The following is a 24,556-nucleotide window of genomic DNA, read 5'->3' as shown; positions in this document are numbered from 1 at the left end:
GATGGTTGTTAGGACGTGAGCTCGCGCACTATCCCGACAGACGTCGGAGCGGGCGGCCGCGCGCTTTCGGCATCTGCACCGTGACGGGGAACACTTCCGAGCCATATGGTGCGGCACGTTCGTCGAGGAAGGTGTTTGTTGTGATCTTGAACCGTGGCCGCCGTTTACCCCAACGATTGTCGATCAGGACCCTGGCGGTGTTCGGTGCCCTGCTGCTCGGCGTATCGCTGAACATGACGCAGGCCGGCCAGGCCGACACCATGGCGTTCGAGCCTCCCGCGATGCGGCCCATCGACCCGCAGCGCGTACAGGACCAGCAGGACATGACCTGGCAGGACTACAAGCCGATCCCCGGAGTGAGCTGGGCAACCAACGGCGCGATCCCCACCGATCGCGCGCTGCGGGTGGCACTCGTGGCCGTGGACTTCCCCAACCAGCCGTTCGTGATCACCAAGCCGAAGAAGTCCGACCCCTTCGGTAACCCGCAGATCGACCCCATCACCCGGGATGAGGTCCCGCGGTTCTACGCCGACTTCTTCAACAAGCCGAGCCCGGTGAACAACTTCCAGACCATCAACGGGTACTGGATGGAGCAGAGCGGCGGAAAGATCGGCGTCCCCTCGATCACCGCCTACGGGCCGTACGAACTGCCGAAGGACTCCTTCCAGTACGGCCTCAACGACATCGGCCAGGAGCAGCAGCAGGGCTGCCCCAGCCAGACCACGGTGACCGGGAGCCAGGCCGACGTGACCACCATCGCGGTGGCGTCGACCGAGTTCCTCAAGGTCGGCGACGTCATCACGATCGCGGGGGTGTCCCCGTCCGGACGCAGGGTCGTCACCGGCATTCCGGACAGCACCCATCTCACCCTTGACGGGACGGTCACGGTCACCGACGGGGCCGGCATCAACAACTGTGCCGGGACCAGGCTGGAGACCGACGCCGACAAGCTCTGGCACGAGGACGCGGACTGCACCGGCAACTGCGGCTACGACGTCGTCCTGCGGATCTACGCCGGTTACGACGAGACCTCGGTGTGGCAGGAGTTCGGCGAGATGACGTTCAACTCGCCGGCGGACGTGCCGCGCGAGACCTGGGGCAACCCGAACCCGGACCAGCCCACCACCGTACGCAGCCGGTACGTCCCCTGGACCTCCTGGCTCGCCGGCTCGCAGTTGTGGGGCCAGGCGACGGTCCGGCAGGGTGAGAGCTCCGGCACGATCACGCACGAGCTGAGCCACTTCTTCTTCAGCATCGGTGACAACAACAACAATCCGTACGCGCAGCCGTACCACCGGGCGGGTTCGGGCCCGTGGGACATGCTGGACCGTGGCTCGTTCAACGGGCCGGGCGGTCCGCACAACCGCTGGCAGGTCCCCGCGCAGCAGGGCGCCTCGATGGGAGCCGAGCAGACCCTGCGGAACAAGATCGGAATGGGCTTCGTCCCCTATGCCTCGGTGGCGCGGCTCAACCGTGACGGGCTGGCCAAGTCCGGCCTCGCCGTCGTGGACGTGATCGCCAGGGCCGTGAACACCAGCCCGCCGCCGAAGGGCTCCCGGGCGGGGCTGCAGGTGCTGCTGGACGGCAACGCACCGGCCGACCGTTCGCCGGCCTGTGACGTCAACACCAACCCGCTGTGCGACGGCGGCGGCCCGTCCGGCGGGTGGAGCAACTACACGCTTGAGACGGTGCAGCGGATCGGGTACGGCTCGTTCCAGCCGGACAACGGCGTACTGATCGCCAAGAACAAGCCCTACGAGCCCGGACAGGACGGCAAGGAGGGCTCGACCTGCGGCTACAACTGCTTCACGTGGGTCGTGGACGCGCATCCGGAAGACATCGACCAGCTCGACTACGAGCGGCCTGACGGCACCAAGGTGATGCGCACCATCGGCGACTACCGGCAGCTCAACGACGCCCTGTTCCACGCCGGCACGAACTCGGGATCGAAGAACGAGTACGTCGACGCCGCGAACGGCCTGCACTTCTACATCGTCGACAAGTACGAGGACGCCAAGGGGTTCCTGCACTACGTCCTCGGTGTGCAGAACCCGGCGGGCGCCGGGCCGCAGCGGCGCGGCGTGGCGCTGGACAAGGGGAGGGTAGGCGGCAAGGCCCCCGAAAACGCCACCAACTGCTCCTTCCAGTTGACCAACACCGGCAAGGACGCGGCCACCGACCCGGCGCTGCATCCGCAGGACGAGCGGGCCCAACTGCGCAACGACGTCTACCGGCTGTCGGCTTCGGCGTCGGGCTCGGGCTGGTCGGCCCAACTGCCCAACAACCTGACCACGGCCGCGTTCGGCGGGTCGGTCGACGTCCCGGTCTACGTGACCCGTACGCCGGGTAGCGCCCACTCCGCCACGATCAAGCTGACCGCGACCTCGGTGAGCGACCAGGGGAAGACGGCCACCTCCACCTGCAAGGTGAAGACCAAGGACACCGACCACTGACCCGGTGACCCCTCCACTCGCCCCGGCCCGGCACACGTGGGCAGGGGCGAGCTTCGCTCTACCCTGTTTCCGCAGGTTGAGCGGTGTGCGCGGCGCCGATGGTCCTGATCATATGGCTGCGGCTCAACGGCGACATCATGCACACCAGGGGGGTCCCGCCCCGGTCCGGAAGGTGTGACCGGCTCCTCGGTGACGCACATCACATCATGGATTTCCGATGCGGCGACGGATTTCAACACGGCGGCTGGTCTGGATGCGGAACAGAACCCGACCACCACTCCGGAGGCTCTGATGTCCTTCAAAACCGCTGTCGTCACCGGGGCCAGTCGTGGCTTCGGGCGCGCGATCGCCGCCGCACTTGTCGCCACGGGTGCCGGCGTCGTGGGTATCGCCCGGGACGAGCAGGAGTTGCGCGCCGTACGCGACGAACTGGGCGAGGGCTTCACCGCCGTCGCCGCCGATGCCACCGACGAGGCGCTCGCGCAGCAGGTGATCCGCGAGCACCGACCTGACCTGCTCGTCCTCAACGCCGGGGCGGCGCCCCACATGGCACCGCTGCACGAGCAGACCTGGGAGACCTTCAGCCGCAACTGGCACACCGACACCCGGCACGTCTTCACCTGGACCCGGGCGGCGCTGCGGGAGCCGCTGGCGCCCGGCAGCGTGGTCGTCACGATGTCCAGCGGCGCCGTCCTGGGCGGGTCCCCGCTCAGCGGCGGATACGCCAGCGCGAAGGCGGCCATCAGATACCTGCGCGGTTACGCGGCCGAGGAGTCGGAGCGGGCCGGGCTGGACATCCGGTTCCGTACGCTGCTTCCCCAGCTGACCCCGTTGGGAGGTGTCGGTACGGTGGGGGTGACGGGCTACGCCGCACGCCAGGGCGTCGATCGGGACGCCTTCGTCGAAGGCATGAGGCCGCTCCTCACCCCCGAGCAGGTCGCCGAGGCCGTCGTGGAAATCGCCGGGAACCCAGAAAGCGCTCCGGAGTACATGGTCGGAGGCGCCGGATCGCGCCCGGTCGGCTGAGCCGCCGCCAACAGTGGATCACACAGCATCTCCGGGAGGAGCCGCGATGCCGTCGGACACCGAGTTCGCCGCCCTGGCCGAGCAGTTCCGGCCGGAACTGCTCGCGCACTGCTACCGGATCCTCGGCTCGATCCATGACGCCGAGGACCTGGTGCAGGAGACGTACCTGCGGGCGTGGCGGGCGTACGGCCGGTTCGAGGGCCGGTCCTCGGTGCGCCGATGGCTGTACAAGATCGCCACCATGGCCTGCCTGACGGCGCTGGAGACCCGCTCGCGGCGGCCGCTTCCGTCGGGACTGGGCGCCCCTTCGGACGATCACCGGGTGGCCTTCGTCTCCCGTGAGCCGTCGGTGGCATGGCTCCAACCTGCGCCCGACGCGCTGTTCAGGGCCGGTGACCCGGCGGCGATCGTGGCCGGGAGAACGGGGGTGCGGCTCGCCTTCATCGCCGCGCTCCAGCTCCTGCCCGCCCGGCAGCGGGCCGTGCTGACGTTGCGTGATGTGCTGGAGTTCCGTACGGCCGAGGTCGCCGAGATGCTGGACACGACGACCGCGGCCGTCGACAGCGCGCTCCGCCGCGCCCGGGTCCGCCTGGCCGAGGCAGGACCGGTGGAGGACGACCTGGCCGAGCCGGACGAGGAAACCCGCCGGACCCTCCTCGACGATTATGTCGACGCGTTCACCCGGGCCGACTCCGGCGCGCTGGTCAACCTGCTGCGGGCCGATGTCGAGCTGGAGATGCCGCCGAACGAGGTCTGGTTCACCGGTCGGCGGGCCGTCGCCGGGTTCCTGGCCGACCGGGTGCTGCGCAGGGACCGATTCCGGCTGGTGCCCACCGGCGCCAACGGCCAGCCCGCCGTCGTCACCTATCTGCGCCTTGGCGACGGCCGGTACGAGGGGCACGGCGTCCAGGTCCTGACGCTGATCGGGGCCCGGATCGCGCGCATCACGGCATTCAACGACCCAAGCCTGGTGCCGACGTTCACCCTCGCGCCCGTACTCACCTCCTGAGCGCCCGGCGGGAGGGATGAGCGGCGCGAGCGTGAGCCTTCCTACGCTTGCCGGCGCACCATCTCGTTGATCCAGGTGGGCGCGAACGGAGACGTGCAGCCCGGGGAAGTCGGGTAGTCCTTGAGCACCTCCAGGCGCTCACCGATGCCGATCGCCCGGGCGCGGTGCTCGGCGTGCTCGATCCCGATCTGGGCCAGGCAGTTGTTCATCGCCCACTGCAGCCGGTACGGGGCGTCCTTCATCTCCGCCTCGATGACGTCGAGCAGCCCTGGAAGGTCGAGGTCCTCGGGCTGCTTCGCCACGCGTTCGGTGGTCAGCGCCCAGCCGGCGCTCGCGACCACCGGGTCCGGATCGGCCAGCCAGGCTCTGCGTAGCTCTTCGGAGTGCGGGTTCTTCTTCACCACGTAGTTCACGAGCCAGTCGTGCACCTTGGGGGCGCGCGTCTCCCGCACCATCACGTCCAACTCGTCTCGCCCGAACGCCTTCGGGCGGCAGATCAGGAGCGCCAGCAGTCTCGCCGCGGTGTCATCCGTCTCCCAGAGCCGGCCCGCGAGCTCCTGCCGCGTCTTCAGCCGCTTCGCGAGCGCGCGCAGCTTGCTGAGGTTCACACCGTGATCGTCACCGTGTTTCTCGTTGACCTGGCGGGTCCTCGGGTCCTCGAGCGCGGCCAGCTCGGCCATCACCTCGGCCACCGTGTCGGTCAGGGTCGTCTCGGCCACCTCAGCCTCCAGTTCATGACGTGCGAGCAGCCTACGACGGAATTCGGCCTCCCGTCGTGGCCGCCGGTTCGGCGGCGGCCACCACGACTACCGGTGCGGCTCCTGCGGGTGCGTGGCCAGGGGCTCGACGGACACGTCCATCCATTTCCACATCGGCAGCGAGATCAGCGCCTCGTGCAGCGCCGTGGGGTCCTCAGCCTCGTAGAGGCCGATGGTGGCGTTGCGCCCGGGGACCCGCCACAGCCGTTTGAGGATCCCCGCTTCCCGCAGCTCCATGGCGCGCTCCCGCTCGGCCTTGCGCAGGTGCTCGCGGGTGTGGTCCGGGGTGTCGGGCGGCAGCAGGTTCTCCGTGCGTACCAGGAACTCCATCGGTCTTCCTCTCAGGACGCGTTGACGGCGAGCAGCAGCTCGGCGAGTTCCTTGGGGGCGGTGACCATCGCTTCGTGACCGGTGGCGAGATGGTGTACCGGCCAGCCGAGCGCCGCTGCCCGCTCGGCGTGTGGCTGGAACACCCGCATCCAGTCGGTGCACTCGACGAACGCCGCCGGCACCCGGCCGGAGCCCCGGACCCGCAGGGGCTCCGTGTACGTGAGCCACGGGTGCGGGGTGAGGCGCGGCTCCAGCCAATCCAGGTCCGCCCGCTCCGTCACGCCCAGCACGTGCAGCGAACGTACGGGGATGAGCCAGCCGAAACCAGGACCGGCGACCGATTCCCGGTAGTGCCCGGCCACCTTCTCCGGAAGCAGGTCGATCGCGGCGTCCCCGTCGGCGCCCACGAAAGCGTCCAGGTAGACGCGCCTGGCCAGCCGGTCCGGGACGCGGTCGGCGACTCCGGTGACCACCTGACCGGCGTAGCTGTGACCCACCAGCGTGACATCGTGGAGGTCGTACGCCTCGATCAGCGCCACCACGTCCTGGACATGAGTGGACAGCCCGACCGACGGGCTGAGGAGATGGGCGCGGTCGCTCAGGCCGGTCAGGGTCGGGGCGTGGACCTCGTGGCCGGCCTGGAGCAGCGACGGGATCACCCGCCGCCAGGCCCAGCCGCCGTGCCACGCGCCGTGCACCAGGACGAACGTGCTCATGACTCTCCCAGGTCTTCGAACAGAGCGAGCGCCGCGGCCGTGTTGGAGGCGGGCACGTGATAGGTGTCGTGGACGCGCGCGACCCTGTCGCTCAGCGCGCCGCGCATGACGAGCCACATGATCAGCTCGATACCCTCGGTCCCGGCTTCCCGGATGTAGTCCTCACGGGTGAGCGCGGCCAGTTTCTCCGGCTCGGACTCGATCGCCTGGAGGAACATGCGGTCGAACTCGGGGTTGATGAGCCCGGCCCGCGCGCCGGCGAGCTGGTGCGACATGCCGCCGGTGCCGAAGACCGCGACCTTCAGATCCTGCGGGAACGACCGGATCGCCCGGCCGAGCGCCTTCCCCAGCGCATGGCAGCGGGCCGCCGTCGGCTGCGGATACTGGATCACGTTGACCAGGATCGGCACCACCGCGCACGGCCACGCCGCGCCGGGATCCGGGCAGTAGACCGACAGCGGCACGGTCAGGCCGTGGTCGACGTCGAGCCGGTGAAAGGTCGCGATGTCGAACTCGTCGTCCACGAGCTCACCCACAAGGTACGCGCTCAGCTCCGGTGCCCCCGTCACCCGCGGCACCGGCCTGCGGCCCCACCCCTCGTCGGCCACCTCATAGAACTCGGCGGTCCCGATCCCGAACGTGGGCACCAGGTCCATGCCGACCGCGTTCGCGTGGTCGTTGTAGACGATCACCGCCACGTCCGGCCGGTGCGCGGCCATCCAGGCACGCGCCGGCTCGTAGCCGTCGAACAGCGGCTTCCAGTAGGGATCGGCGGTCTTCCGGTGGTCCATCGCGGCGCCGATGGACGGCACGTGCGAGGTCGCCAGGCCCCAGATGATCTCAGCCAAATCTCCGCCCTCCCGACCGCATGACGGCCGCGAACTCCTCGGCCGACATCTCGGTGAACACCCCGCCGAGATACTGCATCGACCTGTCGTCCAGCACCGCGAGCTTGAACGTGTAGAAAATGGACCCACCCAGGTCCAGCATCGCGACCCAGTCGCGGTCCAGGATCGCCTTCCTCTGCTCCGGCGAAAGGCCGTGGGCGTCGCAGTAGGCGGCCTCGTCCTGGCTGAACCTGCGCCGGTTCTCGGCGTTCTTCAACGACCCGCACAGGCGGTTGATCGCGTAACCCCGCCTGCTCGCCGCCAGGTCGTGCAGGTAATTGTCCTGCGCCTTGCCCATGTCATCCCCTTCGGTGGCGCTGCTCGCCCTCGGCGACCGAGTCCAGCAGCCGCCGCCGCCAGAGCTCGGCCTTACGCAGTTCGCTGAACGTGAAGATGTGCAGCCCGCGGATGTTGCCGCTGGTCTTCGGCGCGGCGACGCTCAGCCGCCGGGCCAGGCTCGTCGGGTCGTAACCGCTCGGAAGCAGCAGGCGCCACAGCAGGCCCCGCTGCTTACGCAGGAACCGCGCGGACTGGCCCAGGCCGATGGTCGCCGAGATCCGCATCAGCTTCTGCCGGTTCACCGGCCCCGGTATCCCGACGTGGACCGGGAGGCCGACACCCGCGCCGGCGATGGCGGCGGCCCAGCCCGCCGTCGTGCCGGCGTCGAAGCACAACTGGGTGATGATGCGGGTCGCCATCGGCGCCTTCCGCTTCAGCGCCACCTCCAGGGCCTCCCGCGCGATCGCCGGGTGCCCCTCGGGGTACCCGGCGATGCCGACCTCCGCGAAAGGGTGGTGAGCCTCCTCCATGGCCCGCAGCAGCGAGTACGCGTCCTCGAACGCTCCGGCGGGCCTCGGCACGTCACCGCCGACCACGAACACCGACCGCACCCGCGCCTCGCGCAGCCGGGCCACGACGTCGGCGACGTGCTCCTTGTCCAGGAACTGGCGCGCGGGCAGGTGCGGAGCGACGGCGTAGCCGTGCCGTACCAGGCGCTCGGTGAGCTCCAGCGTCGGGCCGAGGCCCTTCGCCGCGGTGACCGTGACGGTCAGCGGAACGGTGTCCGGCACGTGCTCCAGCACGTCCTGCTCGGCGTTCCTGAACGGCATCACCTCGTAGCTGGTCCCGCGCAGCAGATCGGCGAGATTCGCGTCGCCCTCCTTACCGAGACCGCGGATTTCGAAGCTCACCTGAACCAGTAGAGCGAAGGGCCCGGTGAATTTCGTCGGGCATAGAGGCAGGGCTGAATGCGACAAATGACCGAGATACCGGCGGCGGTAATGACGTAGATCAGACCGGTCTTCGGGACCTGACTTCGGAGACGCTGTGGCTCCTACCGTCCTAGGTGGCGGCCGACGACTTCGAAGGAGATGCCGGATGGGTTCGTTGCTGGTGATCAGTGCCCACGCGGGGGACTTCGTGTGGCGGGCAGCAGGGGCGATCGCGCTGGCCACCGCACGCGGCGACCGGGCCAAGGTGCTGTGCCTGACGTTCGGCGAGCGGGGCGAGTCGGCGCGGGCCTGGCGCGAGGGCGGGACGCTGGAGGAGATCAAGGAGCTCCGGCGGGTGGAGGCGGCCGCCGCGGCCGAGGCGCTGGGAGCGGAGATCGAGTTCTTCGACGCGGGGGACTATCCGCTGCTGGAGAGCCCGGCGCTGGTGGACCGGATCGTGCACGTCTATCGCGAGGTCAACCCGTCCGTGGTGCTGACCCACCCGCTGGCGGACCCCTACAACCAGGACCACCCGGCGGCCGCCCGGATGGCGCTGCAGGCGCGGGTGCTGGCGCAGGCCGTGGGGTACGACGCGCCAGGCGAGCCGCTCGGGGCGCCGCCGGTGTTCTTCTTCGAGCCGCACCAGCCCGAGCAGTGCGACTTCAAGCCCGACGTGCTGCTGGACATCACCCCCGTGTTCGACACCAAGCGCAAGGCGATGGAGTGCCTGCCGGCCCAGCAGCACATGTGGGACTACTACACCGACCTGGCCCGGCGCCGCGGGGTGCAGCTCAAGCGCAACGCCGGCCCGAACCTCGGACTGCCGCACACCACCATGGGAGAGGCCTACATGCGACTTTACCCGCAGGTCACGAGCACCCTGTCATGAAGAACGTCATCGTCACCGACCCGCCGCGCGCCGACCTCGACCACGTCACCAAGCTGGCCGAATACGGAGTTGCCACCGTGCACGAGGCCCTCGGGCGCGTCGGTTACCTCGGTCCGGAGCTGCGCCCCGTCCACCCGGGATCGCGCGTCGGCGGAACCGCCGTCACGGTCCTGTGCTGGCCCGGCGACAACCTGATGATCCACGCCGCGGTCGAGCAGTGCCGGCCCGGCGACGTCGTCGTCGTCACCACCACCTCCCCATGCCGTGACGGGCTGTTCGGAGAGCTGCTGGCCACCGCCCTGCGGGTGCGCGGGGTGCGCGGGCTGGTCACCTCCACCGGCGTACGCGACGTCGCCGAACTGCACACCATGGGCTTCCCCGTGTGGTCGGCGGCCGTCAGCGCGCAGGGCACGGTCAAGGCGACGGCGGGCGCGGTCAACGTGCCGATCACGGTCGGCGGGCAACTGATCCGGGCCGGTGACGCGATCCTGGCCGACGACGACGGCGTCATGGTCGTGCCCCGTCAGGACGTCGCGCCCGCGATCGAGGCCGCGCAGGCCCGCGTGGACAAGGAGTCGGCCTCGCGGGAGGCGTTCAGAAACGGCCGGCTCGGACTCGACCACTACGGCCTGCGCGCCAAACTCGCCGAACTCGGCGTGGAATACGTGAGCGCCGAGGAGAACGACCGCCGGCCACGCTGACAGCGTCACACGAGAAACGGGCAGAACATGAGCGCGAAAAACCTCCAGGAACTCCTCGACCAGGCCGGCGACACGGTGGAGCTGCTGCGGAACTCCCAGCTCGGGGCCTACATCTACCCGGTCGTCCCGTACGAGTTCACCAACTTCCGCCGGGAAGTCATCGCGTGGAACGAGACGGCGGTGCTGTACGACCAGTCACACCACATGGTGAATCTGTTCATCAATGGCCCGGGCGCCCTGCGGCTCATTTCGGACACCGGCATCAACAGCGTCGCGAATTTCCCGGTGGACTCGGCCAAACAGTTCGTCCCCGTCTCCCCCGAGGGAGGCGTCATCGGTGACGGGATCCTCTTCCGGGAGGCGGAGGAGGAGTTCATCTTCGTCGGGCGCGCCCCGGTCGCCAACTGGCTGACGTTCCGGGCCGGCCAGGGGTACGAGGTCGAGCTCCGGCTGGACGCCCGCTCACCGTCGCGGCCCTACGGCAAGCAGGTGACCCGCGATCTGTGGCGTTTCCAGATCCAGGGGCCCCGCGCGTGGGAGATCATCGAGAAGGTCAACGGCGGCCCGGTGGAGCAGTTGCGCTTCTTCCGCCTGTCCCACCTGAACGTCGCCGGCGAGCGGGTCCGCACCCTGCGGCACGGCATGGCGGGCGCGCCGGGGCTGGAGCTGTGGGGGCCGTACGAGACCTATGACAAGGTGCGGGACGCCATCCTGGAGGCGGGCCGCGAGTTCGGGCTGGAGCCCTGTGGCTCGCGGGCCTACTCCTGCAACACCCTCGAATCCGGCTGGATCCCGTCACCGCTCCCCGCGGTCTACACCGGCGAGGAGCTCCGGCCGTACCGTGAATGGCTCGGCGCCGACAGCTACGAGGCGACCAACGCGCTGGCCGGCAGCTTCGTCTCCGACAGGATCGAGGACTACTACGTCAACCCGTGGAACCTGGGCTACGGCTCGTTCGTCAAGTTCGACCACGACTTCGTCGGGCGCGACGCGCTGGCGGCCGTCACCCCGGAGACCCAGCGGCGCAAGGTCACCCTGGCCTGGAACGCCGAGGACGTGGCCAGGCTCCTGGCCGGCCCGGTCGATCCGGACGGCCCGGACTACCAGTTCTTCGACCTGCCCAACGCCAACTACGGATCGTCCAACTACGACTCCGTGACCGACGCCGACGGCAACCTCGTCGGCCTGTCGATGTTCACCGGCTACAGCGCCAACGAGCGCAGGGCCCTGTCCCTGGCCACCGTCGATCCGGGCGTCCCGCTCGGCGCCGAGGTCCGCGTCATCTGGGGTGAGCCGGACGGCGGCAGCCGGAAGCCGACCGTGCAGCCGCACGAGCAGTTCGCCGTGCGCGCCGTCGTGAGCCCCGCCCCCTATTCGGTGATGGCCAGGGAGCACTACAAGCCGGGCTGGCGCACCACCTGAAGGGGCCGGATCAGGCCGGAGCGGTGACCACGTGCGGTTCGGTGAACTCCAGCAGCCCGTCCTGCCCCATCTCCCGGCCCACCCCGCTCTGCCGGAAGCCGCCGAACGGTGCCCGGTCGTCGCAGGCGGACGCGTTGGCCTGGTTGATCCAGGTCGTCCCGGTACGCAACCGCGCGGCGACGGCCGCGGCACGGTCGAGGTCGGGCGACCAGACCGAGGAGCACAGCCCCGACCACTCGGTGTTCAGCCGCTCCACGAGCGCGTCCAGGTCGTCGTAGGGGAGGATCGGCAGGGCCGGGCCGAACTGCTCCTCCGTGACCACCCGCAGGTCCTCGGCCGGATCGAGGACCAGCGCCGGGCGGAGATAGTGGCCGCCGCCGGCGACCGCGTCCTCGTCCACGCTGCCGTACTCCCGCACCTCCGCTCCCTTCGCCCGCGCCTGCTCCAGCAGGTGCCGGACGAGGTCGCGTTGCCGTGCCGTGTTCAGGGGGCCCATCGTGGTCGAGGGATCGAGGCCGCCGCCCACGCGGTGGCCGTCCAGCGTGACGCCCAGGGCCTCGACCAGCTCCGAGTATCGTGAGCGGGGGACGTAGACGCGTTTGACCGCCATGCACACCTGACCGGTGGTCATGAAGGCCGCCCCGGCGAGGGCCCCGACCATGCCCTCGTCCAGCCGGATGTCGTCGAGCAGGAGCGCCGGGTCGTTGCCGCCGAGCTCCAGCGTGACCCTGGCCAGCGACCGGGACGCCAGAGACATGACGGCGCGGCCCCCGGCGGTGCTGCCGGTGAACACGACGTGTTGCACGCGCGGATCGGTCAGGAGCGGCTGGACGGCGTCATTGGTGCCGGTGATGACGTTCAGCACGCCCGGCGGCAGCTCCCGCGCCATCACCCGCAGGGTCTCCGCCATCGCGAGCGGCGCGGTGGGCGGCGGCTTCACCACGGCCGTGTTCCCGGCGATGAGCGCGTACGGCAGGCTCGCCCCGAGGATGGCCAGCGGCCAGTTGAACGGCACGATGAGGGTGACCACGCCGGCCGGAACCCGGTGGATCCGGGTGGCGAAGGGCGGGGCGGCGAGCGTGGTCACCGGTGCGAAGTCCTTCGCCAGCGCGGCGGCCGAGCGGGAGCGCACCTCGAAGACGGCCAGGTCGATCTGAGACTCCTGTAGGCATTTGCCGTTCTCCCTGGTGAGGAGCTCGGCGCGGGCGGCGGCCGATTCGGCGAGCGGTTCGAAGGCCGCGAGCACCAGTTCGGCCCGCTCGGTCGCGGACCTGGCGGACCAGCCGGTGAAGGCCCGCTGGGCGGCGGCGACGGCGCGTTCACAGTCCTCGGGGGTGGCCGCCGCCGTCCAGCCCACGACGGTGTCCGGACGGCTGGGGTCGTGGACCGGGATGCTTTCCGCGGTGGTGAGGGTCTCGCCGTTGATGACGAGACCGGTTGCCGGGTCGCCGGGGGACATCGTGTCAGCAGTCATCGAGTTCGCGGCGCGGACACCGCGTCTCCGGCTCGGAGGGTGCCCAGGTCGCTCCCTCCCTTCCGTCGCGTCGCGTCGTGGAAGCCGGTGCCATAAAGGCCGCGGCATCGAAGGTCCGGACGTTCTGCCAGGACGCTACAGCTCCCGGCGGGGCGCGTCGTCGCGACAATGACGACCCGGGCCCTGTCGATTCCGCACGGTGGGCCGCGACAAATGACGTACGGCACCGCCCGCGGAGGTGGGTCAGCCCGGAGGGACGAGCCCTTCGCGGATGGCCAGGAGTGCGGCCTGGGTCCGGGAGGTCAACTGGAGCTTGGCGAGCACGTTGCTGACGTGCGTACGGGCCGTGCGCTCGCTGATGGTCAGCCGGCCGGCGATGTCCCGGTTGGATCGGCCCTCGGCGATCAGGATGAGGATCTCCCGTTCCCGGACCGTCAGCGAGGTGAGGCCGCCGGTCGGGGCCGTCATCCGCCGGGTGAGCCGGCGGGCGATGGTCGGGTTCAGATGCACCCCGCCGGTCACCGCCGCGCGGATGGCCATGGCCACCTCTTCGGGGTCGGCGTCCTTGAGGAGATAGCCGGCCGCGTCGGCGGCGAGCGCGGCGTGCACCCGCTCGGCCTCGCCGAAGCTGGTCAGCGCCACGACCTTGACGTCAGGATGTGTTCTGGTGATCGCCTCGGTGGCCGCGATCCCTCCCATGCCGGGCATCTGCAGGTCCATCAGAACGACGTGGGGCAGCGGCCGGCCGAGAGTGTGCCACTCGTTCAGCAGGGCGATGGCCTGTTCGCCGCTGGCGGCCTCCCCGATCATATTGAATGTCGGAATTGTCGAGATATAGGCGAGCAGGCCGCGCCGTACGATCGCGTGGTCGTCGACCACCATGACGCGGATGACCTCTGGCAGGGTCGTGCCGTTGCTCATCGCCGTTCCTTTCCCGCCGCCCTATCTCGCCGACGGTAGCGCGACCGTGACGGTCCAGCCGCCGGTCTTCCGGGGGCCGGCGGCCAGCCGCCCGCCCCAGCGCTCGGCACGTTCGCGCATCGACACGAGCCCGAGCTTGTCCTGCGGGGCCGCTGCCGCCGCGCCGGGTGCCACGTAGAGTCCGCACCCGTCGTCCGAGATCTCGACGACCAGGCCGCCCTCGTCGGCCCTGGCGAAGCGGATGTCCACCGAGGCCGCCCGGGCATGCTTCACCACGTTGTGCAGCGCCTCCTGGACGATGCGGTAGACGTCCTCCTGAAGGTCGATGCCGGCGTCCGGATCGAGGTCGGACGGGACCCGCACGCGTACGGCGATGCCGGTGCGCGTCTCGACGCTCTCCGCGTGCGCGCGGACGGCGTCGACCAGCGACTGCGCGCCGAGGTCCAGGGGGCGCAGCTCGAACACGAGCCTGCGGAGGTCGGTCAGCGCGCTCTCGGAGAGCTGGGCGATCTCCTCCGCGGCGTTGCAGACCGCGGCCGGATCGGCGCCGGCGCGGTCGAGCTCGGCGCGCAGCGCCTTGGCCTGCATGCGCATGGAGAACAGTTGCTGGACCGCGGAGTCGTGCAGCTCGCGGGCGAGCCGGCGGCGCTCCTGCTCCCGCGCCTGGGAGCGGGTCTGGGAGAGAAGGGAGGCGGTGTCGGTGGCGACCGCGGCGTGATCGGCCATGGCCTCCAGAAAGGCCAGCGAATCCGAGCAGGGGTCTTCGCCCGGGACGTAGTAGGTGTTGATCACACCGACGATGCGGTCCCGCACGATCATGGGTAACGACACGAAGTCGTCCCAGTCCGGGCGATCCATGATCTCGTGAAGCGGCGCCCAGCGCGGATCCGCCATGATGACGGGCTTGCGGTGCCGGACCACGACCGGCTTCCTGGTCTGGATGGCCTTCAGGAAGAGCACGACGGCGCCTCGCCGCCGGCAGGCACTCAGGCGCTGGATGAAGTCGGGGGCCTCGCCGAAACCCGCCATCCCCAGCATCCGCAGCTCGTCCGCGGGATCGTCCACGGCCAGGATCTGGACGGCCGCGATGTTGGTGGTCAGCACGATCTCGTGAGCGACCGCGTCGAGGGTCGCGCGCAGGGAGCAGGAGCCGGCGACACGCGAGGCCGCCCGGGTGATGGCCGCCAGCCGCTCCTGCTGGCGACGTGCCTCCGTCACGTCGCTGAACCACACCGCGTACCCGTCGTCGCCCACCGGCGAGATGCGGTATTCGAGGTCGCAACGGTGTCCGTCCGGGGCCGGCCACGCGCCGGTGTGGCGTGCGGACGGGCCGTTCCACTCCGGGGTGGTGACGAACGGGGCGGGCCGCCCGATCAGGTCGGCGGCGGGCAGGCCGAGCACCTGCGTGGCCGCGTCGTTGACCATGACGAAGCGGCCTGCCACGTCCAGCAGGGCCAGGCCGTCGCTCGACACCTCGACGAGCGCCCGCATGATGTGGGTCGAGTCGGTCGGGCCGGTGTGGATGGACGGGTCCAAGCCTTGGGGCACACCCTCATCATCGCCCCGGCCCTCCGCCGCGCCAACCCGCCGCCCGTTCCGTGCCTCGCGAAGTACGACATATGACGTAGGCGGGCCACCGCAGAAGACTGACGACCGACCGGGGCAGCGAGTCTACTTTTTAGTCCACCTGTGAGATCTTCATCACACAGGCACTCACCCCTCTCCGCCTGTTCGAGGAGCACCCCGTGGCTTCCCCCGCGTCCACCAGGCAACCATCGACCAAGAGCCTCTTCACGGCGAGCTTCGTCGGCACGTCGATCGAGTGGTACGACTACTACATCTTCGGCACCGCCGCGGCGCTGGCGTTCGGCGCTCTCTTCTTCCCGCAGGCCTCCAGCGCGGCGGGCACGCTCGCGGCCTTCGCCACCTTCGCGGTCGGGTTCGTCGCCCGCCCGCTCGGCGCGGCGATCATCGGTCACTTCGGCGACCGGATCGGCCGCAAGTCGATGCTGATCCTCACCCTGGTGCTGACCGGCGGGGCGACGTTCCTGATCGGCGTGCTGCCCACCTACGCGGCCATCGGCATCGGGGCACCGCTGCTGCTGGTCGTCCTGCGCATCGTGCAGGGCTTCGGCGTGGGCGGCGAGTGGGGCGGCGCCATCCTGATCGCCACCGAGCACGCCTCGCCGCGCCGCCGCGCCGTCTACGGCAGTTTCGCCCAGTTCGGCGTGCCGATCGGGGTGCTCACCTCCAACCTGGCCTTCCTCGCCGTCTCCGGCCTGTCCGACGACGCCTTCCTGTCCTACGGCTGGCGCATCCCCTTCCTGCTCAGCGTGCTGCTGGTGATCCTCGGCATCGTGGTCCGCAGCCGGCTGCAGGACGCGCCGGAGTTCGAGCGTGTCAAGGAGCAGCGGGCCACCAGCAGGGTGCCCTTCACCGAGCTGGCCCGGCGGCAGCCGCGCAACCTGGCGATGGCGAGCCTGGCCTCGATCGCGGCACCCGCGGTGGGCTACACCGTGATCGTCTACATGCTCACGTACGGCACCACCGTGGTGGGCTTCGAGCGCAGCACCTTGCTCACGCTGATCCTGGCCTCAACCGTGGTGTGGATCGGCACGATCCTCGTCTCGGCCGCGCTGTCGGACCGCTTCGGTGCCAAGCGGATGTACATCCTGGGTGCGGTGACCGCCGTGATCTGGCCGTTGCCGATGTTCGCCCTGGTCAACACGGGCAACTCGGGTGCGGCACTGGTGGCGTTCATCGTGGCCGCGATCGTGCAGGGCCTGATGGCCGGTGCGCAGGGGGGCCTGTTCACCGAGATCTTCGACGTGCGCTACCGCTACAGCGGCATCTCCATCGCGTACCAGCTCGGAGGCATGATCGGTGGCGCGCTCACGCCCATCGTGGCGACCGCCCTCTTCGAGTCCTACAAGTCCTCGACCGCGATCGCCCTGTACGTGGCCGGACTGTGCCTGATCAGCCTGTTGTCCCTGTTCGGCATCCGGAACACCGCCGCACCGGAGGAGGCGAGCACCGCCGCGCCGACGCCCTCGACCGGCTGAAGCGGCCGGGGCGCTCAGCGGCCGGTTCGGCCGGGTGCGGGGCCGCTGTCAGGCGGCGGCCTGGCGGATGAGGTCGGCGACCACGGCCGGCTGGGAGACGTGGACGGCGTGGCTGCCGACGGCCTCGACGACGGTCGATCCCGCGCGCTCGGCCATGACGCGCTGCGCCCGCGGCGGGATCATGCGGTCCTCGGTCGCGACGAGATACCAGCTCGGCTTGTGCCGCCAGGCCGGTTCGGTGACCGCGCCGCCGAGCGCGTCGACGCCCCAGGGGACCTGCGCGTCGGCCATGAACGCGGCCGACTCCGCGGGCAGGTCGGCGGCGAACGCCCCGTGGAACTTGTCGCGGTCGAGGAGCAGGAAGCCGTCGCGCGGGGGCAGGATGGGCGGCACCGGCGCCCCGGGCGGCGGGTCGGCGATGAGCGTGTTGACCGACTCGCCCTTGTCGGGGGCGAACGCCGCGATGTACGCCAGCGCCGCGACGTTGGAATGGGTGCCGGCCTCGCTGATGACGGCCCCACCGTAGGAGTGGCCGACGAGGACGGCCGGTCCGTCGAGCGAGTCGAGGACCTGGCGGGTCGCTGTGACGTCGCCCTGGAGCGACAGCGTCGGGTTCTGCACGATCCGAATCCGGAAGCCGTCCCTGGAGAGCTCGTCGTAGACACCCTGCCAGCCGGATCCGTCCACGAAGCCACCGTGCACGAGCACGATGTTGTCGATGGTCGTCATGGGCACTCCTGACCTGGATGGACAGGCCCGATTGCCTGTCCGACGCGCCCCCATTCAAGTCCCGGGCAGAGCGCCGGACCATGCAGAACAACATGCAGAATTCCACGGAAAGCGGCGCGGGCACTCGCCGGGCGGCGCTGCTCGCGGGGCTGGCGGCGTTGCCCGGAGTTGTTCTCCCTTGCGGTCGTTCCGGGGCCCGCCTCGGGCGTGTTCGGCGTGCCGCTGGCCGTCGCCGTGCACGCGGTGATCGCCGAGAGCCGGATGGCCGGGGCGGCCCGGGGCGCCGCCGATCAGCCGGAGCCGCTCATCTGACCGCCATCGCTTCGCCCCGCCTGGCCGGCGTATTGAGCGAGGGCTTCGCCGGCATGGTCGTCCTGGAGCGGCAGCTCGCGCCGGGTGAAGATGTCGGTCAGCAGGCTGATGGGCACGCCGGCCTCTGTGCGGTAGCGGAACTGCTGGTCGAGGTTGAGGCTGTAGCGGTTGCGGCGTCCGACTCGGTCGCGGGTCAGGTAGCCGGCCTCGTACAGGTCGCGCACGATGTTCTGTGCGGTGCGTTCGGTGATGCCGATGCTCGCGGCGATGTCACGCAGCCGGACTTCGGGGTCGCGCGCGATCTCTATCAGAACCCGCGCATGGTGGGTGAGAAAGGTCCAGGTGGACGCAGCGGATGGGGAGTCATCGGACATGGTTACGGCTCTCTTCGCCTTCTCCGCGCCGGCTGGGCGCAAGCCGGGCGGACGAGACCTCTTGCATGATTATATGACGAAATGTCTTTCGGGTAATGTCTTTCAGGTTTACTGTTTCTGGTGACGGGCGGCTACGCCATCGCCTCCTCAGGTGGGCAAGATCGAAGGAAGGGCTATGTCTATCACCGTTCTACAGCCATTGCCGAGCGGCTGACCGAGGTGGAGCCTCAATGACTCCGCTGAGCCTGGATTGCCGTCGGTTGCCCGGCGGGACAGTGGTCACGGTGGTCGGCGAGTTGGACGCCACCAACGCGGACTGGCTCGAGTCCTTTGTGGAGCACGGCCGGCGCCCCGGCGTGCCGGTGCTGCTCGATCTGCACGGGCTGACCTTCATGGACAGTCACGGCATGAACGCGCTGCTCCGCCTCCATGCGGCCGGGCCTCTGCACCTGATGGCGGTGCACGGCCTGCCCGCCCGGTTGCTGCGGATCACCGGTATGTGGCCGGTCCTGAACATCCATGCCGGCCTGGCGCGGGCCCTCGCGGCGCTGGGCGACCACGCCGAAGCGAGTGGCCACGCTGAAGCGAGTGACCATGCTGAAGCGAGTGACCATGCCGAAGTTCGCGGGAACTCCATGAAGACCGTGAGCCTGGCCTGCCGCCATCTGGAGCGGGCCACGGTGATCACCATCGCAGGCGAGGTGGACGCCACCACCTGCGAGCAGTTGCGGGCCTTCATCGAGAAGGCGCGCCGGCGTCCGGACGAGCATCTGATCTTCGACATGAGCCGGCTGGCCTTCCTGGACCTCTCCGGCGTGGGCGCGCTGCTGGCCGCCGCCCCCCTGGCCGGGGAGCACGACGCCGGCGTGCACCTGGCCGCACTCCAGCCACGGCCCGCCCGGATCCTGGAGATCACCGGCGCGTGGCGCGGGATGACCATTCACCATGACGTGGAGCAGGCGATCTCCGCCGTACGGTCCAGCGATGACACCTCATCCGCTGCCCCCGCCTAGCCGACGCGCGTCTTGACCGGTCGCCGTGGGGTAGTCCCCGCCAACCGTCTTCCGCCTTCGGGTTATCGATCAAAGGGATTTGATGTCTCCGCCGCGTATGCACCACCGGCACCTCACCGGCGTGACCGTGATCACGTTGTCTGGAGAGGTCGACCTCGCCGGTGCCCCGCGACTGCACCACTTCATCGGCGAGGCCCGCCAGGCACCGGCCGACCACCTGGTCTCCGACATGACCGACGTGAGTTTCATGGACAGCAGCGGCCTGACGGGCGGGACGGCCGGGTCCGCTCACATCCGCTTCACGGCGACCGCTTCCTGAGCGAGTCTGCGCAGGGCGCTCATGGCACGGTCGCCGACCACTGTCCAGACCAGCATGCGCTCGGCCGACTCCTCCAGCGTCGCGGGTGACAGGGCGAGCTCGACGTCGACTTCGGCGATGGCGTAGGCCGCCTCCGCATAGCGGTCGAGCAGGCCGAGCGCGTCACCCAGGCCGAGCGCCTCGGCCGCCGCGACGGCCGCGGCCAGTTGGGCGCGGGCCGGGTTGCCGGGCCCGACCGCCCAGCCGTGGCGTTCGATGAGGTCGTCGACCCTGGTCGCGGCGTCCGGAGCAACGACGTCCGCCCCCGCGGGCGTCGGGGCCGGGAACGCGCCGCCCAGCGCGTACGCGGCCTTGCCCATGCTCCGGAGCGCGGACTCGCCGGGGTCGTCGAGCACGGCGATGACCCGCTTGGCGGTCGCCACCGACAACTGGCCCACCTCCAGCAGGGCTCGCACCAGCCGGAGGCGGCGAAGGTGGGACTCGCCGTAGTCGGCCTGGTTCGCCTTGGTACGCAGGCCGCTCGGCACGAGCCCTTCCCGTACGTAGAACTTGATCGTCGGGATGGCCACGCCCGAGCGCTCGCTCAGCTCCCCGATCCGCATGCGAAGCCTTCTCTCTTGTATTGATAGTAAAGCTATCGATAGTATCGGTGACAGTTGGCTGTCCAGCCCCTTGCCGACACGCTTCTCCACATTTCAGCGGAACCGAATGCCGTCGCGGGAAAGAGAAACCATGGCAAGCGAGATCAAGCAGCTCCAGGTGAGCCGCAGATTCGTGAACAGATATCTGCTGGCGGTCATCGCCCTGGGCCTGATCCACCACGTCGACCACGCATTGCGCTGGGATCACAGCGGCTGGCCGATCCGGGGCGACACGCACGTGCCCGGCGCCGGCATCGTCACCCCGTTCACCTACAGTCTGTTGATCTATCCTGTCCTGCTGTCCATGTTCTTCGTCGGGAACAAGGTCTACCGGATCGTCGCCGGGCTCGCGCCGCTGGCGCTCGTGCTCTGGGCGCACCTCACCATCGAACCCGTACCGCACATCTACCGCACCTGGGCGGACAACCGGGTGCCCGGCGGCACGTTCGAAGGGTTTCCCAACCTGCTGAATCTCGGCTCACCCGCGGTCGGCGGGCTGGCGGTCGGCCTCCTGTTCGTCCTCGGCCTGGCCCTGGCCGTCCTGCCGTTCCTCATCTGGCGGGAGGAACCCGCATCCCGAGGGACCGCCGCCGGCGCGGCTTCTAGGAGAGCTTCGTGACGTCGCCGGATCTGGTGGTGTCGTAGCCGCCCAGAGAGGAGATCCTGTCGCGCAGGGCCGGCGTGTGCAGGGCGGCGATGAGGTGGGCGGCCGGGTCGAGGGCGTGGCCGACCACCCCGATGTCGAAGTCCTCCCAGGTCAGGGGGATGAATTCGAGGCCCAGGTCGGTTGCCGCCGAGCGGACTCCGAGGCCGGCGTCGACGGTGCCGGTGGCGACGGCCAGGGCGACCTCGAGGTGGGTGCCGACCTGCGGGCCCCGTAGGTCGTCGGGGTCGTGACCGGCGGCCAGGAGCAGCCGGTCCAGGAGGACCCGGGTTCCGGTGCCGGGGCGCCGGACGGAGACCCGGCGCTTGGCCAGGTCGGCGATGCCGGTGATGCGATGGGGGTTGCCCGGCAGCACGATCAGCCCCTGCTGGCGCCGCCAGAGGTGGATCAGGTGCGGTTCCAGGCCCCGGAGCATGCCGAGGGCGAAGGGCGCGTTGTAGGCCCCCGTGTGGTGCAGCAGGTGGATCGCGGCGCCGTCGGCGCGGCCCTGGCGTACCGCGCCGAGACCGGCGAGGCTGCCCTCGCGGGTGACGATTCTCAGCTTCCCGTCCAGCGCGCCGGCGAGTAGGTCGAGCGCGGGATCGTCACTGCCGGCCAGGGTGAAGACCGAGTCCGCGTGCAGGAACCGCCGGGCGGCGAGCGCCGCGCCCGGGGCTACGCGGGCCCGGCGGCGGTCGGCCAGCTCCAGCAGCCCGGCGTCGGCCAGCCGGCGCTGCGCGCGGCTGACGGTCGAGGCGGTGGTCTGCCACTGCCGGGCGAGATCGCGGATGCCCGGCAGCTCGTCCCCCGGGTGGAGGGTGCCCGCGCTCACCTGGTGCGCGAGATCGTTGCAAATTTCCCGATATCGGGTCACGGTTGCGTAATTTACCCTTGTACCACTCTGAAGTAGTGCAGATAGGGCCACAGTCATGAAAAGCAGGCTCTTGGTCGGTCTGGCGTGGGTCGCGACGGCCCTACTGGTCGGCTGCGGGACCACCACCACTCCTTCCTCGGCGGACAAGTCGCTGATCCTGGCCACCACGACCAGCACCCAGGACAGCGGGCTGCTCGATGAGCTGCTGCCGGCGTTCACCCGCGAGAGCGGCTGGCAGGTCAAGACACTGGCGGTCGGCAGCGGGCAGGCCCTGGAGCTGGGCCGTCGCGGGGAGGCCGACGTGCTCCTGGTGCATTCCCCCGCGGCCGAGGAGAAGTTCGTGGCCGAGGGCGACGCCGGCCCCCGGCGGCTGGTGATGCACAACGACTTCGTCCTGCTCGGTCCGGAGGCTGACACCGCCAAGATCCGGGGTACCAGCAGTCCGGAGGCGATGAAGAAGATCGCGGCCGCACAGGCGGTGTTCGTCTCCCGGGGTGACGAGTCGGGCACGCATGCCAAGGAGAAGGATCTCTGGTCCACGGCCGCGGTGACCCCGGGCGGATCCTGGTACCAGTCCACCGGGCAGGGCATGGGCGAGACACTCCGGGTCGCCAGTGAGAAGGCCGCCTACACCCTGTCGGACCGGGCCACCTACCTCACCCAGCGCGGCACCCTGGGGCTGGAGGTGCTCAGCGAGGGCGATCCGGGGCTGCTGAACGTCTATCACGTCATCGAGATGACCAAGAAGGCCGGCGACCGGGTGCGGACCGACGGCGCGAAGGCGTTCGCCGACTGGATCGTCGCCGCGCCCGCGCAGCGGCTCATCGGCGAGTTCGGGAAGGCGAAGTTCGGCCGGCCGCTGTTCACCCCGGACGCCGGCGCGGACGAAGCCGAACTGGGCCAGTGAGCACGGCCGGAAAGATCGCTTCATGGACGTGCTGTTCGACGGGCTGGCGGACGCGATCGGTCTGTTGCTCTCCGGCGACCAGGAGAGCTGGTCGATCATCGCGCTGACCCTGCGGGTCTCGCTGACCGCGACCGCGTTCGCCCTGCTGCTGGGATTGCCGCTGGGCGCGATCGTGGCGCTGGCGCGCTTCCCGGGCCGGCGGGTCGTGCTGGCGGCGGCCAACACGGGGATGGGCCTGCCGCCGGTGGTGGTGGGCCTGTTCGTCACCGTGCTGCTGTGGCGCAGCGGGCCGCTGGGCGGGCTCGGGCTGCTCTACACCCCGACCGCGATGGTCGTCGCCCAGGCCGCGATCGCCACCCCGATCGTGGTCGCCCTGGTCGCGGCCGCGCTGCAACAGGTCGATCCCGACTTCCGGGTCCAGATGCAGGCGGTGGGGGCCACACCGGTACGGGCGTTCGCGGCGCTGCTGGGCGAGGCCAGGTTGCCGCTGCTGGCCGGGGCGATGGCCGCGTTCGGCTCGGTGGTGAGTGAAGTCGGGGCCGCGCAGATGGTCGGAGGCAACCTGGCCGGACAGACCCGGGTGCTGACCACGGCCGCGGTGCTGGCCACCAGCCGGGGGCAGTTCTCGCTCGCGATCGCGTTCGGTCTGATCCTGTTGCTGATCGCGTTCGGCGTGAACCTGGCGCTGACCCTCATCCAGCAGCGACGGACGGCGGCGGGATGAGCGGCGGCGAGATGAGTGGTGGCGGGGTGAGCGGTGCCAGGGTGAGCGGCGGCGGGGTGAGTGGTGACGGGGTGAGTGGTGACGGGGTCAGCGGTGCTGGGATCGGGTGTCGGGACCTGTGCGTGCGCGCCGGTGGCCGGGAGCTGCTCAGCGTGCCGGAGTTGCACGTGGCGTCGGGACGTACGCTGGCGGTGCTCGGACCCAACGGCGCCGGCAAGTCCACCCTGCTGCGCGCCCTGGGCCTGCTCAGCGGTCACCGGGTCAGCGGGCAGATCCTGCTCGACGGCCGCCCCGCGACGCGCCCGCTGATGCGCGACGCGCTCGCGGCCGTGCTGCAGCGGCCGATCCTGCGCCGCGGCACGGTGGCCGCCAACGTGATCAGCGGCCTGCGCTTCCGCGGGGTCGGCCGCCGCGAGGCACGTGCCCGCGCATGGCCGTGGATCGAGGCGCTCGGCCTCGGCCCGCTCGCCGACCGGGACGCCCGCAGCCTGTCCATCGGCGAGGCCCAGCGGGTCAGCATCACCCGCGCGCTCGCGGTCGGGCCCCGCGTACTGCTGCTCGACGAGCCGTTCAGCGGCCTGGACAGCACCACCCGCGCCGACCTGCTCGCCGACCTGCGCGCCGCGCTGACCGGGCAGCCCACCGCCACGATCCTGGTCACCCACGACCGGCAGGAGGCCCTCGCCCTGGCTGAGGACACCGCGCTGCTGATCGCCGGCCGGATCCGCCAGCACGGCCCGACCGCCGAGGTGCTGGACCACCCCAGTGACGCCGACACGGCCCGGCTGCTCGGCTACACCAACCTCCTGCCGCCGGCTCTCACCGGCCGGAGGCACAGCCTCGTGGCGCGGCCCGAGCACACCCGGCTCCTTCTCGACCCGCCCGCCGCCCCCGCCGGCCAGGCCGAGTCGGTGACCGGAACGCTGCGCCGGACCGTCGCTCTCGGCATCGCCACCCGTATCGATGTCGACACCGCCGCCGGCCCGCTGACCTGCCTGCACCCCGGCGACCTGCTCGCCACGGAGCTGCCCCCGACCGGCAGCGAGGTCCGCGTCGGGATCCGGCACGCGCGGCCGCTGGCCACCCCTGACGGTAACGGCCCGCCCGGCGGCGCGGGACTATTTTCCGACTCTGCCTGAACAGGGCTGGCACCTCGCCCCA

Annotated in this window: 27 protein-coding genes; 14 read left to right on the top strand and 13 right to left on the bottom strand. The window is 70.3% G+C overall.

From position 1 onward, the window contains the following. The first annotated feature begins 140 nt into the window (after window positions 1-140). From ABGB18_RS11850 to ABGB18_RS11840, 3 genes are all read left to right on the top strand, one after another. Window positions 141-2,453 (top strand): peptidase M6, encoded by a 2,313-nt coding sequence (locus ABGB18_RS11850; RefSeq protein ID WP_347695494.1) that lies wholly within the window; start codon window positions 141-143, stop codon window positions 2,451-2,453. A gap of 291 nt (window positions 2,454-2,744) precedes the next feature. Further along, the gene (locus tag ABGB18_RS11845) at window positions 2,745-3,479 is read left to right on the top strand and encodes an SDR family oxidoreductase (RefSeq protein WP_347695493.1); all 735 of its coding nucleotides are present in this window, start codon (window positions 2,745-2,747) and stop codon (window positions 3,477-3,479) included. Between the two features lie 13 nt (window positions 3,480-3,492). Continuing rightward, window positions 3,493-4,488 carry a sigma-70 family RNA polymerase sigma factor gene (locus ABGB18_RS11840; protein WP_347695492.1) on the top strand — a complete coding sequence of 332 codons (996 nt, stop codon included), beginning with the start codon at window positions 3,493-3,495 and terminating at the stop codon, window positions 4,486-4,488. Window positions 4,489-4,529: 41 nt separating this feature from the next. Here ABGB18_RS11840 and ABGB18_RS11835 read toward each other — a convergent pair whose 3' ends face one another. From ABGB18_RS11835 to ABGB18_RS11810, 6 genes are all read right to left on the bottom strand, one after another. Beyond that, window positions 4,530-5,168 (bottom strand): DNA alkylation repair protein, encoded by a 639-nt coding sequence (locus ABGB18_RS11835; RefSeq protein WP_347695829.1) that lies wholly within the window; start codon window positions 5,166-5,168, stop codon window positions 4,530-4,532. Between the two features lie 126 nt (window positions 5,169-5,294). Next, the gene (locus ABGB18_RS11830; RefSeq protein ID WP_347695491.1) at window positions 5,295-5,576 is read right to left on the bottom strand and encodes a muconolactone Delta-isomerase family protein; all 282 of its coding nucleotides are present in this window, start codon (window positions 5,574-5,576) and stop codon (window positions 5,295-5,297) included. An 11-nt stretch (window positions 5,577-5,587) separates the two neighbouring features. After that, window positions 5,588-6,292, bottom strand: a complete 705-nt coding sequence (locus ABGB18_RS11825) for an alpha/beta fold hydrolase (RefSeq protein WP_347695490.1) — start codon at window positions 6,290-6,292, stop codon at window positions 5,588-5,590. Continuing rightward, window positions 6,289-7,140, bottom strand: a complete 852-nt coding sequence (locus ABGB18_RS11820; protein ID WP_347695489.1) for a class III extradiol dioxygenase subunit beta — start codon at window positions 7,138-7,140, stop codon at window positions 6,289-6,291. Before ABGB18_RS11820 ends, ABGB18_RS11825 begins: the two co-directional genes overlap by 4 nt. Further along, window positions 7,133-7,477 (bottom strand): hypothetical protein, encoded by a 345-nt coding sequence (locus ABGB18_RS11815; RefSeq protein WP_347695488.1) that lies wholly within the window; start codon window positions 7,475-7,477, stop codon window positions 7,133-7,135. The genes ABGB18_RS11820 and ABGB18_RS11815 overlap by 8 nt, the downstream gene beginning before the upstream one ends. A 1-nt stretch (window position 7,478) precedes the next feature. Next, complete coding sequence (locus ABGB18_RS11810) at window positions 7,479-8,369, bottom strand: methylenetetrahydrofolate reductase (RefSeq protein WP_347695487.1); 891 nt, start codon at window positions 8,367-8,369, stop codon at window positions 7,479-7,481. 187 nt (window positions 8,370-8,556) lie between these two features. Here ABGB18_RS11810 and ABGB18_RS11805 point away from each other — a divergent pair, with 187 nt between their 5' ends. From ABGB18_RS11805 to ABGB18_RS11795, 3 genes are read left to right on the top strand one after another with little or no spacing between them, the layout of a single operon-like run. Continuing rightward, a complete protein-coding gene (locus ABGB18_RS11805; RefSeq protein ID WP_347695486.1) occupies window positions 8,557-9,279 on the top strand; it encodes a PIG-L deacetylase family protein in 723 nt (240 codons plus the stop codon). Beyond that, on the top strand, window positions 9,276-9,980 hold the full coding sequence (locus tag ABGB18_RS11800) for a 4-carboxy-4-hydroxy-2-oxoadipate aldolase/oxaloacetate decarboxylase (protein WP_347695485.1): 705 nt from the start codon (window positions 9,276-9,278) through the stop codon (window positions 9,978-9,980). Before ABGB18_RS11805 ends, ABGB18_RS11800 begins: the two co-directional genes overlap by 4 nt. Before the next feature lie 27 nt (window positions 9,981-10,007). Further along, the gene (locus ABGB18_RS11795) at window positions 10,008-11,402 is read left to right on the top strand and encodes a hypothetical protein (protein ID WP_347695484.1); all 1,395 of its coding nucleotides are present in this window, start codon (window positions 10,008-10,010) and stop codon (window positions 11,400-11,402) included. A gap of 10 nt (window positions 11,403-11,412) precedes the next feature. On the opposite strand, the gene ABGB18_RS11790 is transcribed toward ABGB18_RS11795, so the two are convergent. From ABGB18_RS11790 to ABGB18_RS11780, 3 genes are all read right to left on the bottom strand, one after another. After that, on the bottom strand, window positions 11,413-12,876 hold the full coding sequence (locus ABGB18_RS11790) for an aldehyde dehydrogenase family protein (RefSeq protein WP_347695483.1): 1,464 nt from the start codon (window positions 12,874-12,876) through the stop codon (window positions 11,413-11,415). A 243-nt stretch (window positions 12,877-13,119) separates the two neighbouring features. Continuing rightward, window positions 13,120-13,797, bottom strand: coding sequence for a response regulator transcription factor (locus tag ABGB18_RS11785; protein ID WP_347695482.1), 678 nt, complete (start codon window positions 13,795-13,797; stop codon window positions 13,120-13,122). Window positions 13,798-13,818: 21 nt separating this feature from the next. Continuing rightward, window positions 13,819-15,345, bottom strand: coding sequence for a histidine kinase (locus ABGB18_RS11780; RefSeq protein WP_347695481.1), 1,527 nt, complete (start codon window positions 15,343-15,345; stop codon window positions 13,819-13,821). 197 nt (window positions 15,346-15,542) lie between these two features. Between ABGB18_RS11780 and ABGB18_RS11775 the strand changes: the two genes are divergently transcribed. Continuing rightward, complete coding sequence (locus ABGB18_RS11775) at window positions 15,543-16,859, top strand: MFS transporter (RefSeq protein ID WP_347695480.1); 1,317 nt, start codon at window positions 15,543-15,545, stop codon at window positions 16,857-16,859. 48 nt (window positions 16,860-16,907) lie between these two features. Here the strand turns inward: ABGB18_RS11775 and ABGB18_RS11770 are convergent, their stop codons facing one another. Then, entirely contained in the window at window positions 16,908-17,588 is a 681-nt protein-coding gene (locus ABGB18_RS11770; RefSeq protein WP_347695479.1) for an alpha/beta hydrolase, read from the bottom strand. 168 nt (window positions 17,589-17,756) lie between these two features. On the opposite strand from ABGB18_RS11770, the gene ABGB18_RS11765 reads away from it, so the two are divergent. Continuing rightward, on the top strand, window positions 17,757-17,900 hold the full coding sequence (locus ABGB18_RS11765; protein WP_347695478.1) for a hypothetical protein: 144 nt from the start codon (window positions 17,757-17,759) through the stop codon (window positions 17,898-17,900). Here the strand turns inward: ABGB18_RS11765 and ABGB18_RS11760 are convergent. Continuing rightward, window positions 17,879-18,274: a winged helix-turn-helix domain-containing protein gene (locus ABGB18_RS11760; protein ID WP_347695477.1), complete on the bottom strand. Its 396-nt coding sequence runs from the start codon at window positions 18,272-18,274 to the stop codon at window positions 17,879-17,881. The genes ABGB18_RS11765 and ABGB18_RS11760 overlap by 22 nt on opposite strands. 230 nt (window positions 18,275-18,504) lie before the next feature. On the opposite strand from ABGB18_RS11760, the gene ABGB18_RS11755 reads away from it, so the two are divergent. Both ABGB18_RS11755 and ABGB18_RS11750 read left to right on the top strand, forming a co-directional pair. Next, a complete protein-coding gene (locus ABGB18_RS11755; RefSeq protein ID WP_347695476.1) occupies window positions 18,505-19,287 on the top strand; it encodes an STAS domain-containing protein in 783 nt (260 codons plus the stop codon). Window positions 19,288-19,369: 82 nt separating this feature from the next. Then, complete coding sequence (locus ABGB18_RS11750; RefSeq protein WP_347695475.1) at window positions 19,370-19,606, top strand: STAS domain-containing protein; 237 nt, start codon at window positions 19,370-19,372, stop codon at window positions 19,604-19,606. Here the strand turns inward: ABGB18_RS11750 and ABGB18_RS11745 are convergent. Further along, a complete protein-coding gene (locus tag ABGB18_RS11745; RefSeq protein ID WP_347695474.1) occupies window positions 19,576-20,208 on the bottom strand; it encodes a MerR family transcriptional regulator in 633 nt (210 codons plus the stop codon). The genes ABGB18_RS11750 and ABGB18_RS11745 overlap by 31 nt on opposite strands. 130 nt (window positions 20,209-20,338) lie before the next feature. Here ABGB18_RS11745 and ABGB18_RS11740 point away from each other — a divergent pair, with 130 nt between their 5' ends. Further along, the gene (locus ABGB18_RS11740) at window positions 20,339-20,866 is read left to right on the top strand and encodes a hypothetical protein (RefSeq protein WP_347695473.1); all 528 of its coding nucleotides are present in this window, start codon (window positions 20,339-20,341) and stop codon (window positions 20,864-20,866) included. On the opposite strand, the gene ABGB18_RS11735 is transcribed toward ABGB18_RS11740, so the two are convergent. Further along, window positions 20,850-21,764 (bottom strand): substrate-binding domain-containing protein, encoded by a 915-nt coding sequence (locus ABGB18_RS11735; protein ID WP_347695472.1) that lies wholly within the window; start codon window positions 21,762-21,764, stop codon window positions 20,850-20,852. The two genes, ABGB18_RS11740 and ABGB18_RS11735, sit on opposite strands and share 17 nt — an antisense overlap. A gap of 55 nt (window positions 21,765-21,819) precedes the next feature. Here ABGB18_RS11735 and ABGB18_RS11730 point away from each other — a divergent pair, with 55 nt between their 5' ends. The 3 genes from ABGB18_RS11730 to ABGB18_RS11720 are packed head-to-tail and all read left to right on the top strand — an operon-like array spanning window position 21,820 to window position 24,534. Further along, window positions 21,820-22,671: a substrate-binding domain-containing protein gene (locus tag ABGB18_RS11730; protein ID WP_347695471.1), complete on the top strand. Its 852-nt coding sequence runs from the start codon at window positions 21,820-21,822 to the stop codon at window positions 22,669-22,671. Window positions 22,672-22,693: 22 nt separating this feature from the next. Further along, window positions 22,694-23,395 carry an ABC transporter permease gene (locus ABGB18_RS11725; protein ID WP_347695470.1) on the top strand — a complete coding sequence of 234 codons (702 nt, stop codon included), beginning with the start codon at window positions 22,694-22,696 and terminating at the stop codon, window positions 23,393-23,395. Next, the gene (locus ABGB18_RS11720) at window positions 23,392-24,534 is read left to right on the top strand and encodes an ATP-binding cassette domain-containing protein (protein WP_347695469.1); all 1,143 of its coding nucleotides are present in this window, start codon (window positions 23,392-23,394) and stop codon (window positions 24,532-24,534) included. The genes ABGB18_RS11725 and ABGB18_RS11720 overlap by 4 nt, the downstream gene beginning before the upstream one ends. Window positions 24,535-24,556: the final 22 nt, after the last annotated feature.

The sequence above is a fragment of the Nonomuraea sp. B12E4 genome, assembly GCF_039871825.1.
Lineage (GTDB): Bacteria > Actinomycetota > Actinomycetes > Streptosporangiales > Streptosporangiaceae > Nonomuraea.
Note: the sequence above shows the minus strand (reverse complement) of the source record. Positions and strands in the feature narration are given on the sequence as shown.

Coding starts and splice junctions, on each gene's coding strand:
- ABGB18_RS11725 (WP_347695470.1), top strand. CDS start 22,694: ATGGACGTGCTGTTCGACGGGCTGGCGGACGCGATCGGTCTGTTGCTC.
- ABGB18_RS11720 (WP_347695469.1), top strand. CDS start 23,392: ATGAGCGGCGGCGAGATGAGTGGTGGCGGGGTGAGCGGTGCCAGGGTG.
- ABGB18_RS11790 (WP_347695483.1), bottom strand. CDS start 12,876: ATGACTGCTGACACGATGTCCCCCGGCGACCCGGCAACCGGTCTCGTC.
- ABGB18_RS11830 (WP_347695491.1), bottom strand. CDS start 5,576: ATGGAGTTCCTGGTACGCACGGAGAACCTGCTGCCGCCCGACACCCCG.
- ABGB18_RS11815 (WP_347695488.1), bottom strand. CDS start 7,477: ATGGGCAAGGCGCAGGACAATTACCTGCACGACCTGGCGGCGAGCAGG.
- ABGB18_RS11755 (WP_347695476.1), top strand. CDS start 18,505: ATGACTCCGCTGAGCCTGGATTGCCGTCGGTTGCCCGGCGGGACAGTG.
- ABGB18_RS11740 (WP_347695473.1), top strand. CDS start 20,339: ATGGCAAGCGAGATCAAGCAGCTCCAGGTGAGCCGCAGATTCGTGAAC.
- ABGB18_RS11795 (WP_347695484.1), top strand. CDS start 10,008: ATGAGCGCGAAAAACCTCCAGGAACTCCTCGACCAGGCCGGCGACACG.
- ABGB18_RS11800 (WP_347695485.1), top strand. CDS start 9,276: ATGAAGAACGTCATCGTCACCGACCCGCCGCGCGCCGACCTCGACCAC.
- ABGB18_RS11760 (WP_347695477.1), bottom strand. CDS start 18,274: ATGTCCGATGACTCCCCATCCGCTGCGTCCACCTGGACCTTTCTCACC.
- ABGB18_RS11745 (WP_347695474.1), bottom strand. CDS start 20,208: ATGCGGATCGGGGAGCTGAGCGAGCGCTCGGGCGTGGCCATCCCGACG.
- ABGB18_RS11845 (WP_347695493.1), top strand. CDS start 2,745: ATGTCCTTCAAAACCGCTGTCGTCACCGGGGCCAGTCGTGGCTTCGGG.
- ABGB18_RS11835 (WP_347695829.1), bottom strand. CDS start 5,168: ATGGCCGAGCTGGCCGCGCTCGAGGACCCGAGGACCCGCCAGGTCAAC.
- ABGB18_RS11730 (WP_347695471.1), top strand. CDS start 21,820: ATGAAAAGCAGGCTCTTGGTCGGTCTGGCGTGGGTCGCGACGGCCCTA.
- ABGB18_RS11805 (WP_347695486.1), top strand. CDS start 8,557: ATGGGTTCGTTGCTGGTGATCAGTGCCCACGCGGGGGACTTCGTGTGG.
- ABGB18_RS11785 (WP_347695482.1), bottom strand. CDS start 13,797: ATGAGCAACGGCACGACCCTGCCAGAGGTCATCCGCGTCATGGTGGTC.
- ABGB18_RS11750 (WP_347695475.1), top strand. CDS start 19,370: ATGTCTCCGCCGCGTATGCACCACCGGCACCTCACCGGCGTGACCGTG.
- ABGB18_RS11770 (WP_347695479.1), bottom strand. CDS start 17,588: ATGACGACCATCGACAACATCGTGCTCGTGCACGGTGGCTTCGTGGAC.
- ABGB18_RS11825 (WP_347695490.1), bottom strand. CDS start 6,292: ATGAGCACGTTCGTCCTGGTGCACGGCGCGTGGCACGGCGGCTGGGCC.